The organism is Veillonella sp. CAG:933, from assembly GCF_000431435.1.
Taxonomy (GTDB): domain Bacteria; phylum Bacillota; class Negativicutes; order Veillonellales; family Veillonellaceae; genus Veillonella_A.
The window spans coordinates 12405-26460 of the sequence record NZ_HF986210.1; the positions used below are offsets into that span (position 1 = coordinate 12405).

Here is a 14056-nt window from a genome sequence, read left to right on the forward strand (position 1 = left end):
ACGGTAAATAATGTCCGCATGGAACCAGTGGTTGATACCGCCGCCCATGATAATGAGGGAACGACCTTTGGTAGCAATGGCATTATCCGCAAATTCACGCGCCGTGTGAATCACCATGTCCGATTTGATACCGGTATATTTTTCCTGCCAAGCCGGCGTGAACGGTGTATCGCTTTCATAGTCAGCATTCACTTCGCCGCCGAGGCCGCGGTCAACACCGTAGTTGGCTAAGAGTAAGTCGTAAACAGTAGTAACATATACTTCACCGTCAGCCGTCTTCATGCGTTTAACCGGCACGCGACGGGATAAGGTGGCCGTATTGTCCAAATGACCGAAGAACGGCAAAGTTACGGTTTTTAAATCATCCTTTTCGTCGATGAAAGATAATTTAGGGCTGATAGGTTCGCCGGTTTCACTATTTTCGAGTTTTAAATTCCATTTTGTTTTGTCACCCCAGCGATGGCCCATCTGGCCGTTAGGAATAACTAATTTGTCACTCTTTTCATCGAGCACATAATATTTAAATTCGCTATGTTGCGACAAATCGCCCATGTCTTTGGCCGTCAAGAAATGACCGGCCGTGAACTTGCCGTCTTTTTCATCCAAACGAACGAGGAATGGGAAGTCCGTATAACGTTTGGCGTAGTCGAGGAACATCGGCGTCTGGTTGTCGACGTAGTATTCTTTTAAAATAACATGACCCATGGCCATGGCGAGCGCCGCATCAGAGCCGGCTTTTACATTGAGCCATGTATCGGCGGCCGTGGTAGATTCCGCGTAGTCCGGTGAAACGGAAATAACTTTGGTGCCTTTGTAGCGAACTTCGGTGAGGAAGTGAGCATCCGGCGTACGGGTTTGCGGTACGTTAGAACCCCAAGTAATGATGTAACCGGCATTGTACCAATCACTACTTTCCGGCACGTCGGTCTGTTCGCCCCATACCTGCGGGCTGGCCGGCGGCAAATCGGCATACCAGTCATAGAAGCTGAGGCAAGCACCGCCCATGAGATTCATGAAACGGGCACCGGCGGCATAACTTAGCATGGACATGGCCGGAATCGGCGAAAAGCCGAAGTTGCGGTCCGGACCGTAGGTCTGCACCGTGTAAAGCATGGAAGCGGCCGCAATTTCAGACGCTTCATCCCAGGTAGAACGGACAAAACCACCCATACCGCGGGCGGACTTATAGCGTTTAGTTTTCTCAGGGTCCGTCACGATAGATTTCCACGCTTCTAACGCGTTCGGATGTTCTTTTTTGGCTTCGCGCCACATATCCGCCAATTCACCGCGAACGTACGGATATTTCACGCGCAACGGGCTGTACATATACCAGGAGAACGAAGCACCACGCGGACAGCCGCGCGGTTCGAAGTCAGGCATATCAGGACTTGTTTCAGGATAATCATGATTCTGATTTTCCCACGTCACGATACCGTTTTTGACAAAAACATTCCAACTGCAGGAACCGGTGCAGTTTACGCCATGCGTGGAGCGCACCACTTTGTCATACGACCAACGGTTACGATACATGGATTCCCAGTCACGGCCGCCTTGATACTCCGCTTGATGACCTGATTCACTTTTATTTTTAGGTATTAGATAGGAAAATTTTTTAAAAAACGTATTCATGCGTTGTCCCTCCTTGTTATCTTCAGAATACCAAAGGAACGTTTTTGGGTGTGTGATTTATATCACATATATCGATAAAATTAATCCAAAGGGACATTTAGTTAAGGAATATATCAAAGTTTTTGATTGGCGATTTTACATATTAAAGTCTTGGCACAATCTACTTATGAGTAATTTTCATGTAGAATCATAAAACCTTGAAAGCTGGTCTTTAGAGGACTAAAATGGCAAAGAAAGGAGTCTTGTTATGAATACGTCAACCATATATAAGCTACATAAGTACCTTAGTATATTTTCATTTCTATTTTTCTTCCTACTCTGCATCACCGGGTTAATTCTCTTATTCAGAGCAGAAATTCAAGGTTCGCATACTATGGGCGCCGCCCCGATGAATATCAACACGCTTTGGGACGGAGCCGATAAAGGCGCCGCTCAATTTACACAAAAATATCCCGACAAAGAAATCTTAAATATTTCGCCGGCGATGGGCTCGCATTTATTGAGATATCGTATTATTGACAAAAACAATACTCACGAACCGCGTGCCCGTATGGGGATGGGTGGCGATTATATTATTTATAATCCGCACAGCCAGCAGCTCACGGCTCCACAAAGCGGCAAGGTTACGGCCACACCGCTTCGTACGACCATGCATATTATCCACGAATTGCATACACGTCTCGCCTTAAACCGCCTTGGCTTATATCTCATTGGCATTATTTCCTTTATTTGCGGTATTGCTGTTGTAAGCGGCGCTTTCCTATATGGGCCGTTTTCAAAAGCAGCTCGCCTACGTAGAGCCAGATTGAAAAGTCAACCTATCGTAACATCTGCTACCGGCTCTACCTGTAGCTTAGCAATTGAAAATAACAATGCGGCTATTGCTCCTAGAATGTTCAAAGAATCTATACGCAATCGCATCAGTAATTTGCATCGTGAACTAATGATGTTAACGGCCATTTTCGGGTTTCTCCTCAGCATTACCGGTACCGGTGTCGCTACGTTCTTCATCTTAAACGACAACTACAATAAAGAAGTTGCTGCCAATGCCAAAATCGAATTAAGTACCGAAAAATCCGATATCTTAACGCCATCGGAAGCCATCGCAAAAGTTCAGTCCCGCTTCCCGGGGCAACTGTTAATCTCCATGGATTATCCATCCCGCTTCAATGGTGGTCATTATACATTCTACCTTGGTCGTGAAAATGACGATGATCCGGCTTTATTCTTAGGTCAGCCGGTATATGCCAATATTTATGAAAACGCACAAAAAGATCATTTCTATTCGCAGCCGATTCCATGGTATTTTACCGGTTTAACTACGCTTATTAACTTGCACATTCACAATCATAATACGATAGCTCTTAAAATCGTATGGGCTATCTGGATGGTTATCTTAAGTGTGGCTTCCTTATTCGGTGCTTTATTGACGTTCCAACGGTGGAGGAAGTGGAACAGCTGGACTAAAACGCCCATTGCTACTGCTACTATTATGCCAGAAGCAAATCAAGGTCGCACTTGGACCCGTCCAATCGTGTGGGGCGGACTGACTTTAATTGGCATGTTTATACCACTCACGGGGATTCCGCATCATAACGAAATTGCTTTAATAGCTTTAATCTTGCCACTTATTGATATGGTGTATGTCTTGGCTAAAAAATAACGCTGACCCCTTCATATATAGTATGACTTTCCCTTTATTTTCTTCCAAAAACGACAAGAGAGCGACGAATTATTCGTTCGCTCTCTTGTCTTTAACGCTAGTCTGAGTATTACACTATTTTAATTTCGTAATACTAATCGATTTTCAATTTATACGTATAGAGTCTAAACCTTTAAGTCAATGAATCGGCCGGCGCCAAAATTTTAAAATGATTTTTTTCAAATTCAATTAAACCGTCATCCTGCATACGCGATAATTCCCTGGTCAACGCACTGCGGTCCACACAGAGATACTCGCTGAGCGCTACACGCCCTAGGGGTACATCAAATTCCATGCTGCCCCAAACCTTGGCCATATAAGAAAAATAAGCCATCAGCTTATCGCGTAAGTTACGCTTAGACACGATTTCCAGCTTTTGCAAAATTCGCACATTCTTATCGGCCACAAGAGTCATAATATTCTGTACCAATTGACGATACGCCCCCAAATCATTAGCCGACAAGGATAATAATTTATCGAACGGAATATACAAAGCGGTCACATCGGAAGCGGCATAAAAATTAACCAGCGAGACCTGATTCGAACTGCACGCAAAGGATTCACCGAACAAATCGCCGCGATTCATAAACACCAAAATCGACCGATTACCCCAAATATCTTCACTCATCATGTGAACCGTGCCTTTCAGAATCACGCTCACACAAGGCACCTCTTCATCGGCCAGCGTAATATAACCGCCTTTTTTAATTTTCTTCGTAAAAGCGCCCACCGTTTGCAACAGAGTTTTGAAATCCGCTTCATCAATATCGCGAAACGCGCGCAAGTCTTTTACCATATCAAACGTATACTTCATACGTAGCACCTCAGTTATAATCTATCGTTAAAACGCCCTTTCCCTAAAGCATTATCTATTCTATTATAGCACACTATATATCTAAAGTTATATATTTAGTGCCACATATAGGCTTAAATGCAAGTATTCTACAAATTGCACAATTTTTCATCTTGAATTCCACCTTACAAAGACATGATTAATTTGATTTGAGTTTTTTAAAAAACATCCTTTTTCACAGAATCTTACTTTTCAGTGATATTTGTCACATACAAAATCGAATATTTTTCCTATACTCCAATTAGACACGCTTTATGACCATGACTGTATCCTGAAATAAATCAACTTGCTACAGCCTTATATAAAGCCAAAATTGTCATGTTGATAATAGCCGTTATCTATATCGAGCGAGTAGATACCGACTGATTTTCACATTACTGTAACAAAGGAGTGTAAGCATGTCAGCAACAACTGCCGCCCCAAAACTTAGTCGCCGCGAAATCCTGGCACAATGGAATCCGGACAACGAACAGTTTTGGAATCAATATGGTAAAAAAATCGCGAATCAAAACTTAATCGTTTCTACAATCGCTTTGACCCTTTCCTTCTGTGTATGGACATTATGGTCAACGATTGCCGTAAAGCTTAATGCCATCGGCTTTCATTTTACCGATGAGCAGCTCTTCACCTTGGCAGCCATGCCGGGTCTCGTAGGCGCTACGGGCCGACTCATTTATACCTATATGCCGGGCATTCTGGGTGGGCGTAACTGGACATTCGTCGCAACAGCCTTCCTCTTAATTCCGCTTTGGGGGCTCGCCGAGGCATTACAAGATCCGACAACCTCGTATGAAACATTTTTCATCTATGTGGCCTTACTCGGTATTGCAGGTGCCAACTTCTCCTCGTCCATGGCCAACATCGGTCACTTTTTCCCACGTTCAAAACGAGGCACAGCCCTCGGAATTAACGCCGGTATCGGTAACTTGGGCGTTTCCATTATCTTCTTGATGGCGCCGATTGTTATGGGCATGACCGTTTTTGCCCCACTCGTAGGGTCGCCGCAAACCTTGAACGATGGCACTATTATCTTCTTACAAAATACCTGCTATGTGGGTATTATTCAAATTCTCATCACCTTGGGTCTCATCGTAAAATACATGGACAACTTGCCATTACCAAAACAGAGTCCCGCTTCCATGATGAGTATTTTCACCAATAAACACACCTGGCTCATGACCTGGATTTATACCTGCGGCTTCGGTTCCTTCATCGGTTTCTCCGTCGCTTTGAGCCTCTTGGTAAATAAAGAATTCCCTGAAATTCCGTTCGCTTACGGTGCGTTTCTTGGCCCGTTCATCGGCGCCGGCATTCGTCCCGTAGGCGGTTGGTTGGCCGATAAAATCAATAGCGGCACCAAAATTACCATGCTTTCCTTAATTGGCATGTTCTTTGCCGCTATCGTTATCATGATTGGTATTAACAGCCATAACTTCTTACTTTTCTTTGCCGCCTTCCTGTTCTTGTTCTTCATGACAGGCTTTGAAACGGGCGCATCCTTCCGCATGATTCCGTACATTTTTACGGACGGCATGCAATCTTCGTTAGTAACGGGGTTTACCGCAGCCATGGGCGCTTACGGGGCCTTCTTCATTCCGAAAGTTTTCGGTTGGGCCTACAGCACTTATGAATCGGTAATGCCTGCGTTCTATATAATTTTAGCCTTCATCGCCGTGACCATAGTCATCACCTATTGGTTCTATGCCCGCAAGGGTTCCGGCATGAAGTGTTAATCTCCTATACCTTTAAACTTTGTACTTCCAAAAAAAGAGTAGCCTGACGACAGATGTAATCTGAAGTTACGGCTACTCTTTTTATTTATTTTCATTACTAATAATGCTTTTTACGCTACTTCCTTCTCGAATCTCTGTCGAAAACAAAAGTTTCTCAACAGTATTTGGATAATCTTTAGTGGTCAGTACCGTTTCTACAGCCTTTGCGCCAATCTCATACAATGGTATTTTTATTGTGGTTAGTTGAGGAGACGAATATTGACTATTGGGTAACCCCCCCATACCTACTACAGAAATATCTTCCGGCACACTCAGACCAAAATCCTGAATAGCTCTCATCACACTTAAGGCCACATTATCATTATCACAAAAAACTGCTGTAAATTCATGCCCTGATTTTAATACTTCACTAACAGTTTCATAACTGCCTTTCCAAGTATTATCCGTATGAATAATTAGTTTCTTATTAATAGGTATATTGTGCTCTTGTAACACTAATTTAAACCCTTTTAAACGTTCCTTAACGGTACAAACATTAGCAGGTCCTCCAACGTACAAAATATTTTTATGTCCATGATCCACTAAATACTCTGTCATTTTCTTAGAAGCCTCAGAATTGTCAATCATAACTGAATCCATTTCAATACCTTGTGGTGCTAATGCAACGATTCTAAGGTTACGAGATTTATACTTCTCTACCTCATCTCGAAGATTGTTCTTATAAGCCTCAGTATCAAAGCCGCCACCGCCCAAAATCAAACCGCGTATACGATATTGATTAAACAATTCATGATAACGCATTTCATCATCTGTCTTACGCCCTGTATTACAAACAAAAGACAAAACCCCTCTGCTTATAGCTGCTTCTGTAATACCTCTCGCCATTTCACCGTAATAAGCATCAGATAAATCTCTTGCAATAAAAGCAATTACATTCGTATAGGATTGACGTAATGTTTGAGCCGAAATATTTGGTTTATAATCAAGTTTTTTTATTGCCTTTTCAACCTTTTTTCTCGTTTTTTCTGAAACAGCATGGCTAGAGTTATTTATTACCCTAGACACGGTTGCAATAGAAACGCCGGCCTCATTAGCAACATCTTCAATAGAATACGACATTATATTACCTCAACCAAAATACGATCATTTAAATCATATAGCACAATATTTATATCAACCTTTAATAAATTAACATTAACAGAATAAAAAAATAATACTTATATAATAGTATTATAACTCAATGTAAAAAAAATTAGAACATTTTAGCAACAGCAAAACCAGTAATAACTAACACAAACAAGTAGCTAATCAACATCGAAAACTGCAAGAACCGTGGTTTATCATATCCTTCATTAATATCATCACGAAAAATCATCAATGTCATAAATAGGCCCGCAAACGGTGTCGCAATTGCAGTAGCCACATTAGCAATAAAAATCAATTGAGTTGGAGATCCGTTATAGAAGAAGCAAATAACTGTTGCAACTACAATACAGATTAAACACCCCCATTTTATAGGTTTTGACTCTAGGCCAACTGGTTTATCAAATCCGGCATTTAGTAAAACCATTCCTCGTTGTGTATTCCCTAACAAAGAGGAGAACCCGGCACCCAATAAAGCAACGCCCATTAGATATTTAGCTGCATCACCCATAAATGGAACCAATAAATCAGCTAACTGAGCTGGCTGTTTAATTCCTAAGCCCTGCGGATGTAATACAATAGCGCCTACTAATACAATTGCACCCGAAATCAAGACCACAGATATAATGTGTACCAATGAGTCAGCAAACATAGTACCATTAAACAAATCCTCTTTCTTCCACTTCTTTTCTAGACCTAAATAAGTGCCATAAACACCGGCTGTGACTGATGCATTAGTACTAATATACCCCAATGCTGTAGCTAAACTACCAGCAGCCACAGTCCAATGAGATAAGCCATACCCAAATTCTCCCCAATCAGGACCGCCAACTGAAACTAAGGTTGCAAAAAAAGCAATAATCATTGCTACTATACAAATTAAAATTCCTTTTTCGACTTTATTGTAAACACCTTTAGAAAAATAGCAATACATCAAAATTACTAACATAATCAATGCACCTATTTTCCAGTTAATATTAAAAATTAACTGCATCCCGGCACCTGTACCTGTAATATTCCCTAATGTAAAGAAAAAACAGGCCAAAAAAGTAGCGATACCGGCAATAATAGCAGCCCAATTTCCATAATAATGACGTATTGCATGAATAATCGGCATTCCGGTTAACATACCAATCCTATATGCCGTCATCATAAATGCGATTCCCATAAAAATAATCGGCAATATTAACCAAATCATGCTGTAACCATAATTGGCCCCCAACATAGCTGATATTGTTATATTTCCAGGACCTATAACCACTCCGGTTAAAATAATGCCCGGTCCTACTTTCTTCAACAATTCCCAAAAGCTTAATTTTCTAACGGGTTTTCCGTCTACCATTATATTAGCCATAGCTGTATCTCCCATATATAAATTAGGAAATTCACCGTACAAACTCATGAAAAGAGAGGATAAACCTATTCAGTTATCCTCTCTACTTTCACATCTTTAACCCGCTCTTCAAAACATTCTTGAGTTCGTGGGTGAATAAATTTTCTTGTCAGTATTATACTAAGTCTACCGTTTTTACGCCACCCAATTTAATAGCTTCTGCTACACTATCTTTTTCTTCTTGAGATAACGGAATTAAAGGTTTACGCATTAATGGAGAGCTAAATACTTTACGTTGATAAAGAGCTTCTTTCATACGTGCATGAGCTTCACCGGTAGGTTCGCCTGTACCATAAATAGCTGCTGACATTCTCTGAACTGGTTCGTTAGCTTCACGAATTTCAAACAAATTACCTTCAAGTACCTTTTGGTACATATTATTGATGAGTTCAGGTACGCAGCCACAGAAACCAATCAAGGCACCATCCATACCAGGATTCAATAAAGAAGTACAGATGTATTCATCATGGCAAGTCCATAACATTACATGAGGGGCTTTTTCTCTTAAGATACGAATATCGCGTTCGTATAAAGCTTCATCACGAGTACCCATTTTAATAGCTTTAACATTAGGAATCTTGCACATTTCAAGAAGGGTTTGAACCGGATAGAAACCTTTAGAGTTAGCAGGATACAAATGAATTACGATACCGATATCGATTGCATCAGCTACATCTTTAATAAATTGAATAGCAGATTGTTGTTTCATACTAAAACGCAACCATACATGTGGTGGCATCAACAAGATACCATCAGCACCAGCTTCTTGAGCAGCCTTAGCATCTTCAATAGCATCGATTGTACCTTCGGCACTAACACCGGAGATAATACGTACACGACCTTTTGCTTGATCGGCTACAATTCGAGTAATTCGAGCACGTTCTTCTCTTGTAAAGCCACCGATTTCACCGGTATGACCGTTTGTAACAAGGCCTGTAATATGTTCATATTGAATTAACCATTCAACGTAGTTGCGAAGTTCTTGTTCATTAATAGAATAATCATCATTCAAAGGAACCATTATTGCCGGATTTAAACCTTTCCAATTGTCGTTTAACATAGTGAATACATCCTTTCTAAAATAAGAAAACAATTACTACTTACTATTACTTAACAAAACCGGTTTCAATTTAAACTTTATGGAAAATGTTTTCCATAACCTTTATCTACAAGATACACCTCAATTGAATAACTGTCAATCATTTTTGTTATGCTCTTTATGCATCCATAGTATCATTTTACAAAGGAACTTTCTTCTAATCCAGCAAAACCCTTTAAAATTCCTAATTACTGGACCTGTTACTTTTACTCATAGTTATAATATTTTCTTGTAAAAATCATTTTTTTATTTCCTAAATTGATAACTAATGTTATACTTCAGTTAATACTACTTACTGTTACACCCTAAAAAGTTCTCATTTTTACCAAGAAAGGGAGTAACTCAAATGAAAAAGAAAACGTTTTCACTAAGTATTTTACTAGCTTTACTGTCAACTGCCCCTGTACTAGCAACTAATCCATTTTCTGACGTAGCTTCAGACCATTGGGCATTTCAATCTGTAGCTGCACTAGCAGAAGCAAATATCATTAAAGGATATCCTGATTCTACCTTTAAAGGAACCCAAAATATTACGCGCTATGAATTGGCACAGATGGTCGGCCAAGCAATAGCTAATCAAAAGAATACAACTGCAGAGCAGCAGGCTATAATAAACAAACTATCAAATGAGTTTTCATCGGAACTGAAAGCTCTTGGAATTCGCTTAGATAATTTAAACGAAAAAATCGGCAATGTAAAAACAAGTGGCGACATACGCCTGCGGTATCGCGGCTCGGAAGAAAAGGGCGTATTCAAAACGAATAGTAAATCTAAATTTGATTATCGTGCACGGATTCAATTCGATACCAACATCGCCAAAAATACATCTGCAATAATTAGGATTAGAACAGGTAATACAAAAGGCGATCCGGAATTTGGTAATACACTTAATAATGATATCGCATTTGATCGTTTAGCAATTAATCACAAATTCAACACTGCAAATACTATTTCTCTTGGTAGAACCGGTCTTCGACTTGGTGAAGGTTTGGCATATAGCAATGAACCCTTTGACGGCATAATATTTTCTACAAAATTTAATACCACTCAACTTGAATTAGGTTACGGTGCGTTAACTTCATTCTATGCCTCTACATTTCCCGCCTCCAAAAATAGCAAAAGAACTAAAATCGTACCTAATTTAAGTACCGATGAAAACCCGACATTAACAGTAATTCAAATCAGACAAACATTTTCTAAAAATATTGCCGTAGCCGGATATTATCTAGTTGGTAATCAAAATATAGATACTGACTTTTATGGAGTCAGTGCCGATATTAAAGTTGCCCCAATGTTAGGACTTAGTGGCGAATGGATTAAAGCAAAAGACTTCTCTAATGCCACAGCTTGGGTCGCCGGTATTAGTTACGGAAACTACACTCTTTCTAAAGCAAACTCTTGGGATCTTAAGTTACAATATTTTGACGAAGACATAAATTCACCGGTTTTTACATCTCGTTTCGCCCAAGCTTGGCTATATGACTATAAAGGATGGCTCGCTACAGTCGATTATGCATTAGATAAAAACCTTGGCCTTTCTGCCTTTTATGGATTTGGCAGCAAAAATCAAAATGGTCAATCACTCGGGAACTATTATCGAGCTGAATTTAATTTAAAATTCTAAAATCTAACTCAAACATACAAAAAAGCGATGAACCGAAATCCATCGCTTTTCTTGTTTATCTTATTGTGTGTTGAGCTATTTATGTTGTTATTATGTTGAGCAAGTATACTAACTGCTTCGCAGTACTTAAGCTAACTTCTTATGCTAAGCTTGCACGTAAGAACCAAAGCTGTTTAGTGTAGTACTCAATGTGATCTTCCATCAAGTTGGACAATGCGAAGTTATCTTCTTCACCGGCTTCTTCACGAATTTTAAGAGCCAAGTCGGACATCAATTTAAAGTCAGCCTGTAAAATTTCATATACTTCTTTAACGCTAAATGCACGGCCATCCAATTCTTCGATAGTAGCCAATTTCAAGTATTCGGAAATACGTACTACCGGTTCTTCGCCTGCCATTTTAAGAGCTTCAGCTACTGCATCATAGTATTCGAATGCATTATCGTATACACTTTCCAAGTATTCATGAGTTGGTACGAACTGGGAACCTACTACATTGAAATGAAGGTTGTGTAATTTTACGTTCCAAATTGCTAAGTTTGCTAAATACTTGTTTACTTCCTGTACGTTTTTCATAATTTTTTTCCTCCTTGAATTGTAAACCTCTATTTACAATCCCTACGAATTTTAATAATTGACATTAAACATATCATTTAATATTTCAACTGAATTTGTTTACTTTATATTCAGTTACTAGCATTTTTACTACAATTTATAATCATTATTGTTTGCCATGGTTAGATTATAACATAGACAAAAATCGATGTCAATTACTTTTGGAAAATAATTATTATTTACTTTAAAACTTTTATTTATAGGCTAAAACAAGCTATAAAGTAACCTTAAAACACCATAAATTAAAGGATATTAAATTCACTTAGCAAATAATTTTAACAATTTACAGTCATTTTACATTCATATTTAAAGCTTTACAGACCATACATCCTTGATCACCAATTTAGTAAAGTACACTATTTATCTATTATCATTCTTGATTAATTTTCTCATATTCCTATTTAAAAACTACACAGGTTGGACTGGCTGTTGCCACCGTAATGCCGGTAAATGTCAAATGACCATGTTCCTCATCAACATCAAAAAGCTGCAATGTATCGGAGTCTTCGTTGGCAATAAGCAACTGCTTCCCATCAGGCATAAAGGTAAAGAAACGTGGCGTTTTGCCCAAAACAGAGGTAAAGCCAAGATTTGTTAGAAATCCGGTTTCTTTATTTACCCGATATATGGCTACGCTTTCATGAATACGGTTTGTTTCATATAAGAATTCTTCACTCGGACTGAGTAGCACTGCACTGGCTTGCCCTTGGCCGGTATAGGTTTCTGGTAGTGACGGAATAATTTGCAAGGCTGTCAAAATACCTTTGGCGTCATCAAAATCGTAGTACGTAACCGAATTACCCTTTTCGTTCACCACGTAAACATGACGATTATCTTTACTAATCGTCAAATGGCGCGGTTCCGCATAGGTTCTGGCATCAATATGAGATTGTTCTGTAAGCTCGCCTGTTTCGGCATTGACTTTAAACACATAGATTCGTTCATGACCGATATGGCGCCCCTGAGTAGGCACCAATAACCACTGTCCTGTTTTATCCAACACACACTGATGAGCCAAGGAAACGGTATCATCACTAAGTCCTTTAATATGTGCTACCGATGTAGCTTTGCCCAAACTGCCATCGGCAAGCCGCGGTATTGTAGTAACAGTACCACCTTGCAAGGTGGCCACATATAAGAATCGATTATCCGGAGATATTTCAATATATACCGGGTTTTTACCTTCGCTGCTCACTGTATTTAAAAAAGTTAGCGATCCATCTACTTCCACTTTGAATGCACTCACTTCTTCATAATCACCGTGAACGGTATACAAAAAATACTTATTCTTATCGAAAGCCAAATAGGACGGGTTTTCTAAAATAGGCGTGATGCCTAATAAATGCCATCCTTCCGGCGTAATATCATAGACGGAAATTCCTTTGCCACGAGCATTTCGATGTTTTGTTGTGCGGCAACCTATATATGCAAACATGTTTACTCCTAATACCTATATAATTTTTATCTTTAAATTCACCTATATAATCTTAAATATCTTTATTCTACGCCAAATATCTCTTAATCACTATAAATTAACATTCAAGATTTCTTTACTCCTTCATTATCCAAAGTTTATTTAGATAAAGTCTCAATATACCGCATCGCATTGTCATAGGTATTACGAATATGTTGCTCCATTGCTTGCAAAGACAATTTTGAGTCATCAGCTTTTAACGCACTCACTATAGCACGATGTTCATCAATGGTTTCATAAAATCTTTGAGGCCCACTATACAAAGCTGTTATACCTAAACGCGCAACTTTATCTCTCATATCCAAAATCAACTGTTTTAAAAATGGATTATCTGATGTATCCGCTAGAATATTATGAAATTCCATATCCAATTTAATAAATTCTTGAATACGATTACCTGCATTGTCTTTTAAATCTTCCTGTGACTGTACACATTGTTGCAAGCGCCTAATGGTTTCATTATTTATCTTATCAATTGCTAGTTTAATAACCAAAATCTCTAAAGCTTCACGTATTTGAAAAATATGTTTCAAATCATCTACAGATAGCGATTTTACCATAACGCCTCGATATGGAATATATTCAACTACATCTTCCGCTTCAAGAGCTTTAAATGCCTCTCGAACCGGTGTACGACTTACCTCTAATTCTGCCGAAATTTTACGTTCATTTAAAATATCCCCCGGCTTATATATTTGTTCATTAATGGCCTCTTTTAAATGAATATACACTTTCTGCTGTAATGACTGACGCTCCTCTATATTCATATCTCCACCTACTTTTCTAAACTACT

General features: G+C 39.3%; 11 protein-coding genes. 3 read left to right on the forward strand and 8 right to left on the reverse strand.

Translation table 11 applies throughout. The annotated features are described in order from the left end of the window. Positions 1-1629 (reverse strand): molybdopterin-dependent oxidoreductase (locus tag QZL64_RS08235; RefSeq protein ID WP_296309485.1); only part of this gene is annotated, 1629 nt, incomplete at its 3' end. Between the two features lie 247 nt (positions 1630-1876). Here QZL64_RS08235 and QZL64_RS08240 point away from each other — a divergent pair. Further along, positions 1877-3292 carry a PepSY-associated TM helix domain-containing protein gene (locus QZL64_RS08240; RefSeq protein WP_021841521.1) on the forward strand — a complete coding sequence of 472 codons (1416 nt, stop codon included), beginning with the start codon at positions 1877-1879 and terminating at the stop codon, positions 3290-3292. Positions 3293-3464: 172 nt separating this feature from the next. On the opposite strand, the gene QZL64_RS08245 is transcribed toward QZL64_RS08240, so the two are convergent. After that, positions 3465-4145 (reverse strand): Crp/Fnr family transcriptional regulator, encoded by a 681-nt coding sequence (locus tag QZL64_RS08245; RefSeq protein ID WP_021841522.1) that lies wholly within the window; start codon positions 4143-4145, stop codon positions 3465-3467. A 437-nt stretch (positions 4146-4582) separates the two neighbouring features. Between QZL64_RS08245 and QZL64_RS08250 the strand changes: the two genes are divergently transcribed. Further along, positions 4583-5917 (forward strand): MFS transporter, encoded by a 1335-nt coding sequence (locus QZL64_RS08250; protein WP_021841523.1) that lies wholly within the window; start codon positions 4583-4585, stop codon positions 5915-5917. An 81-nt stretch (positions 5918-5998) separates the two neighbouring features. Here QZL64_RS08250 and QZL64_RS08255 read toward each other — a convergent pair whose 3' ends face one another. The 3 genes from QZL64_RS08255 to QZL64_RS08265 form a co-directional block, all read right to left on the reverse strand. Then, a complete protein-coding gene (locus QZL64_RS08255) occupies positions 5999-7036 on the reverse strand; it encodes a LacI family DNA-binding transcriptional regulator (RefSeq protein WP_021841524.1) in 1038 nt (345 codons plus the stop codon). Between the two features lie 133 nt (positions 7037-7169). Then, a complete protein-coding gene (locus QZL64_RS08260; protein WP_021841525.1) occupies positions 7170-8414 on the reverse strand; it encodes an Nramp family divalent metal transporter in 1245 nt (414 codons plus the stop codon). Between the two features lie 154 nt (positions 8415-8568). After that, a complete protein-coding gene (locus QZL64_RS08265) occupies positions 8569-9513 on the reverse strand; it encodes a dihydrodipicolinate synthase family protein (RefSeq protein WP_021841526.1) in 945 nt (314 codons plus the stop codon). A 385-nt stretch (positions 9514-9898) separates the two neighbouring features. Between QZL64_RS08265 and QZL64_RS08270 the strand changes: the two genes are divergently transcribed. Next, positions 9899-11176: an S-layer homology domain-containing protein gene (locus tag QZL64_RS08270; RefSeq protein ID WP_021841527.1), complete on the forward strand. Its 1278-nt coding sequence runs from the start codon at positions 9899-9901 to the stop codon at positions 11174-11176. A 139-nt stretch (positions 11177-11315) separates the two neighbouring features. Here QZL64_RS08270 and QZL64_RS08275 read toward each other — a convergent pair whose 3' ends face one another. The 3 genes from QZL64_RS08275 to QZL64_RS08285 all read right to left on the reverse strand — a co-directional run bounded on the left by QZL64_RS08275 (position 11316) and on the right by QZL64_RS08285 (position 14030). Then, positions 11316-11750 (reverse strand): Dps family protein, encoded by a 435-nt coding sequence (locus QZL64_RS08275; protein WP_021841528.1) that lies wholly within the window; start codon positions 11748-11750, stop codon positions 11316-11318. Between the two features lie 436 nt (positions 11751-12186). Continuing rightward, complete coding sequence (locus QZL64_RS08280; protein ID WP_021841529.1) at positions 12187-13224, reverse strand: lactonase family protein; 1038 nt, start codon at positions 13222-13224, stop codon at positions 12187-12189. A gap of 137 nt (positions 13225-13361) precedes the next feature. Then, positions 13362-14030: a GntR family transcriptional regulator gene (locus QZL64_RS08285; RefSeq protein ID WP_021841530.1), complete on the reverse strand. Its 669-nt coding sequence runs from the start codon at positions 14028-14030 to the stop codon at positions 13362-13364. Positions 14031-14056: the final 26 nt, after the last annotated feature.

Bases quoted from the DNA above. Each gene is read 5' to 3' on its own strand.
- QZL64_RS08275 (WP_021841528.1), bottom strand. From the start codon at position 11,750: ATGAAAAACGTACAGGAAGTAAACAAGTATTTAGCAAACTTAGCAATT.
- QZL64_RS08280 (WP_021841529.1), bottom strand. From the start codon at position 13,224: ATGTTTGCATATATAGGTTGCCGCACAACAAAACATCGAAATGCTCGT.
- QZL64_RS08270 (WP_021841527.1), top strand. From the start codon at position 9,899: ATGAAAAAGAAAACGTTTTCACTAAGTATTTTACTAGCTTTACTGTCA.
- QZL64_RS08285 (WP_021841530.1), bottom strand. From the start codon at position 14,030: ATGAATATAGAGGAGCGTCAGTCATTACAGCAGAAAGTGTATATTCAT.
- QZL64_RS08255 (WP_021841524.1), bottom strand. From the start codon at position 7,036: ATGTCGTATTCTATTGAAGATGTTGCTAATGAGGCCGGCGTTTCTATT.
- QZL64_RS08240 (WP_021841521.1), top strand. From the start codon at position 1,877: ATGAATACGTCAACCATATATAAGCTACATAAGTACCTTAGTATATTT.
- QZL64_RS08265 (WP_021841526.1), bottom strand. From the start codon at position 9,513: ATGTTAAACGACAATTGGAAAGGTTTAAATCCGGCAATAATGGTTCCT.
- QZL64_RS08250 (WP_021841523.1), top strand. From the start codon at position 4,583: ATGTCAGCAACAACTGCCGCCCCAAAACTTAGTCGCCGCGAAATCCTG.
- QZL64_RS08260 (WP_021841525.1), bottom strand. From the start codon at position 8,414: ATGGCTAATATAATGGTAGACGGAAAACCCGTTAGAAAATTAAGCTTT.
- QZL64_RS08245 (WP_021841522.1), bottom strand. From the start codon at position 4,145: ATGAAGTATACGTTTGATATGGTAAAAGACTTGCGCGCGTTTCGCGAT.